Genomic DNA, 4007 nt, shown 5'->3' on the forward strand with positions numbered 1-4007 from the left:
GTGCTGGTCATGAACCGGGCACTGAAGGATTCACTTGAAAAACGTGCTTACCAGGCCTATACCGACACCCTGCAGACCACCGCAGACCTGAGCATGCCGGAAGAGGTGCGCTGGCTGGCCATGTATTCGGAAGTAGGTTGGGAAAGCCTGCCCAAGCCGTTCTGGCAGCGCTACGCAGTCATGGCAGACCAGCGTGTGCATGCGCAGGCCTGGCTGGACACCCACCTGGTCGACTTGCTGATGAACTGGCCGGAGCCATCACCAGATGCGCAAGTGCCTTTTATCCTGATGATTCTGCGCGGCAAGGCTTACCTGCGCATGCAATACACCCCCGCCGACATGCCGACGCTGGAACATGCGGCCCAGATCTTCACGAGCGCCTGCGAATCGGCCATTGCAGGCCTGTCCAACGACATCACGCTCTGATCGCATTGCCATTTTCAGGGTGAAATTGGCACTTTAGCCGTATGGGGTGAGCGCGAGTAGCTATTGATTTAATAGCAAAATTTGAGCGTATCAGCCGCCACGCGTTATGGGCATCTCGATTTCGCCGGGCATCAGCAAGTGCTTGGCCAGCTCAAGCTTGGCCAGAGAAGCTCGATGCACCTCGTCCGGGCCGTCGGCCAGGCGCAGGGTGCGCTGGCTGGCGTAGGCATAGGCCAGCGGGAAGTCGTCCGACACACCGCCTCCGCCGTGGGCCTGGATGGCCCAGTCGATGATCTGGCAGGCCATGTTGGGCGCCACCACCTTGATCATGGCGATCTCGGCCTTGGCAACCTTATTCCCAACGGTGTCCATCATGTAGGCCGCCTTGAGCGTCAGCAGGCGGGCCTGCTCGATCATGCAGCGGGCTTCGGCAATGCGCTCGTGCCAGACCGACTGGCTTGCGATCGGTTTGCCGAAAGCCACGCGGGTATTGAGGCGCTTGCACATCAGCTCCAGCGCGCGCTCGGCAATGCCGATGCTGCGCATGCAGTGGTGAATGCGTCCGGGCCCGAGGCGCCCCTGGGCAATTTCGAAACCACGGCCTTCGCCCAGCATCAAATTGGCGGCGGGCACGCGCACATTCGTCAGGCGCACTTCCATGTGGCCGTGCGGGGCGTCGTCGTAGCCGAAGACCGACAGCGGGCGGATGACCTCGATGCCGGGCGTGTTGGCGGGCACCAGGATCATGGACTGCTGTTCGTGGCGGCCGGCGTCGGGGTTGGTTTTACCCATGACGATGTAGATGGCACAGCGCGGATCGCCCGCGCCGGATGACCACCACTTGAGGCCGTTGAGGACGTAGTCGTCGCCGTCGCGCTCGATGCGGCACTGGATGTTGGTGGCGTCGGACGAAGCGACTTCCGGCTCGGTCATCAGGAAGGCAGAACGGATCTCGCCCTTGAGCAGCGGATCCAGCCACTGGTCCTTGTTGGCTTCGGAGCCGTAGCGGGCGATGGTTTCCATGTTGCCGGTGTCGGGCGCCGAGCAATTGAACACCTCGGCCGCAAAGGGCACGCGGCCCATGATTTCGCACAGCGGCGCGTATTCGAGGTTGGACAGACCTTCAGGGGCGCGCGGCGAGTGCGGCAAAAACAGGTTCCACAGGCCGGCGGCACGCGCCTTGGGTTTGAGCTCCTCGACCAGCCTGGTCGGGATCCAGGCATTGCCCTTGGCGCGGTTCTCGGCGATTTCGCGGAAAAAGCGGGCCTCATTGGGGTAAACATGCTCGTCCATGAACTTGAGCAGGCGCGCCCGCAGTTCCTGTACTTTGGGGGTGTAGTTGAAGTCCATGAAATCTCCAGAAAGATGTGAGGCGATGTTGTTATGAGACAGCGGTCGTTCAGCCCTGGCTTTTCAGGGCAAAGCCCCAGGCCATCCTGGCCAGCAGCGGCGCGCCGGCGGCCGAGCTGACGGCCTGGGCGCTGGAAGCCGTGCCGGCCTCGACGCGCTTGGCAATGCCTTGCAGAATGGCCGCGATGCGAAACAGGTTGTAGGCCATGTAGAAGTTCCAGTCGACCTTGAGCGCCTCGGGTGTGGTCAGCCCGGTGCGCTCGCAGTAAAGGCGTATGTAGTCGGATTCGGTGGGAATGCCCAGGCTGACCACGTCCAGCCCGCCAATGCCGCGGAAAGCGCCCGGCGGAATGTGCCAGGCCATGCAGTGGTAGCTGAAGTCGGCCAGTGGATGGCCCAGGGTGGAGAGCTCCCAGTCAAGCACGGCCAGCACACGCGGCTCGGTGGGGTGAAAGAGCAGGTTGTCCAGCCGGAAATCACCATGCACGACGGAGACCATGCTGTCGTCGCGCGCGCTGGCCGGGATGTTGGYCGGCAGCCACTGCATCAGGCTGTTCATCTCGGCGATGGGCTGGGTGATGGATGCGGCGTACTGCTTGCTCCAGCGGCCGATCTGGCGTTCAAAGTAGTTGCCGGGCTTGCCGTAGTCGGCCAGGCCCCGCTCGGTAAACTTCACCTTGTGCAGTGCGGCGACCACGCGGTTCATCTCGTTGTAGATATCCCCGCGCTGGGCGCTGGTCATGCCGGGAAGTGACTGGTCCCATAGCACGCGGCCTTCGACGAATTCCATTACATAGAAAGCGCGGCCGATCACGGATTCGTCCTCGCAGAGGCAATACATCCTGGGTACCGGCACGTCGGTGCCGTGCAGCCCCTGCATGACCTTGAATTCGCGCTCCACCGCATGGGCCGACGGCAGCAATTTGGCCACCGGTCCCGGCTTGGCGCGCATCACATAAGAAGCGGTGGGTGTGATCAACTTGTACGTCGGGTTGGACTGGCCGCCCTTGAAGATTTCCGCGGTCAGCGGGCCCTGGAAGCCAGGCAGGTGCTTGTCGAGATAAGCGGCAAGGGCTTCGAGATCAAAAGCGTGCGCACCCGAAACAGCCCGTGTACCGACAAAGTGATCGAAATTGCTCATGCTCAAACGTGTTGTCTCTGTTTATTTGTCAATTTCAGCTTCAGAGATGCGCATCAGGGTTGTGCGGTTGCGCACCACCAGGCCTCCCGGCTCGATCCGGATGGCTTCTTCGCGCTCCATGGATTTGAGCTCCTGGTTGACGCGCTGGCGCGAGGCGCCCAGCAGTTGCGCCAATTCCTCTTGTGCCAGCTGCAGGCCGATTCGCACCTCGCCGCTGTCCGCCAGGCTGGGCACACCGTAGCTGCGCACCAGGTGCAGCAGCTGCTTGGCCAGCCGCGCCCGCAAGGGCAGGGTGTTGAGGTCTTCCACCAGACCGAAGAGCTGCCGTATGCGCCGTGCATGCAGGCGCAACAGGGCCTCGTAGAGTTCGACATGCTGGCTCAGGATCTTGCGCAGATCGGCGCGCGAGACACACAGCAAGGTGGTCTCGCCATGGGCATAGGAGTCGTGGGTACGCCGCTCTCCGTCGAAGATCGCCACATCGCCGACCCAAAGGCCGGGCTCCACATAGGTCAGCGTGACCTGCTTGCCCGAAATCGAGGTCGAGCTGACACGAATGGCCCCACGTGCGCAAGAGATCCATTCCTCGGGCACGTCGCCGCGCGCGCTGATGAGTTCGCCGTCTTTGTAGCGTTTGACGTAGGCGCATCGGAGTATGTCGTGCCTCAGGGATGGGGACAGGGATGAAAACCAGCGGCCATTGTTAATGGCCTCTCGTTCCTCTATCGTAAGAATGGGATCGTCCATGGTCTGTCTTTTGAGTGACTAACAAGACGACCATTGTCGCTTGAGGGACCCGCCCGGCGCCAGTGGGCTGTCGCATGGGTGTCGCCCGGCCGGAGGCCTGGATTGTCGGTTGGGCAGCCCGCGACTGGCTGCCTGCCGCCTAGCGGTAGTGCGGCGTGCGCTTGTTCAGGAAGGCGTCTATGCCTTCACCCGCGTTGGCGTCGTGCAGGTTGCGCACGAAGTGATCACGTTCGTGGGTGAGCTGCTCGGTCAGCGTGCTGCCGGCTGCGTCGTTGATGAGTTCCTTGATGCTGGCCAGCGCATTGGGCGCGCGCGCATTCAGGTTTTCGGCCAGTTCAAGCGG

The 4007-nt window shown here is 62.3% G+C and carries 4 protein-coding genes and 1 pseudogene; 1 reads left to right on the forward strand and 4 read right to left on the reverse strand.

Annotation, left to right across the window (positions count from 1 at the left end; genetic code table 11):
* Positions 1 to 426: pseudogene (locus tag AC1D1P_RS16600) on the forward strand (hypothetical protein); the annotation flags it as partial.
* Positions 427 to 516: 90 nt separating this feature from the next.
* Here AC1D1P_RS16600 and AC1D1P_RS16605 read toward each other — a convergent pair.
* From AC1D1P_RS16605 to AC1D1P_RS16620, 4 genes are all read right to left on the reverse strand, one after another.
* A complete protein-coding gene (locus tag AC1D1P_RS16605; protein WP_477669415.1) occupies positions 517 to 1776 on the reverse strand; it encodes an acyl-CoA dehydrogenase family protein in 1260 nt (419 codons plus the stop codon).
* Positions 1777 to 1825: 49 nt separating this feature from the next.
* Positions 1826 to 2917, reverse strand: coding sequence for a phosphotransferase (locus tag AC1D1P_RS16610; protein ID WP_477673726.1), 1092 nt, complete (start codon positions 2915 to 2917; stop codon positions 1826 to 1828).
* A gap of 21 nt (positions 2918 to 2938) precedes the next feature.
* On the reverse strand, positions 2939 to 3664 hold the full coding sequence (locus AC1D1P_RS16615; RefSeq protein ID WP_477669417.1) for a Crp/Fnr family transcriptional regulator: 726 nt from the start codon (positions 3662 to 3664) through the stop codon (positions 2939 to 2941).
* Positions 3665 to 3803: 139 nt separating this feature from the next.
* Positions 3804 to 4007: enoyl-CoA hydratase-related protein (locus tag AC1D1P_RS16620; protein WP_477673727.1), on the reverse strand; the 204-nt coding region annotated here is incomplete at its 5' end.

It is taken from the genome of Polaromonas sp. P1_E1_2, assembly GCF_056406035.1.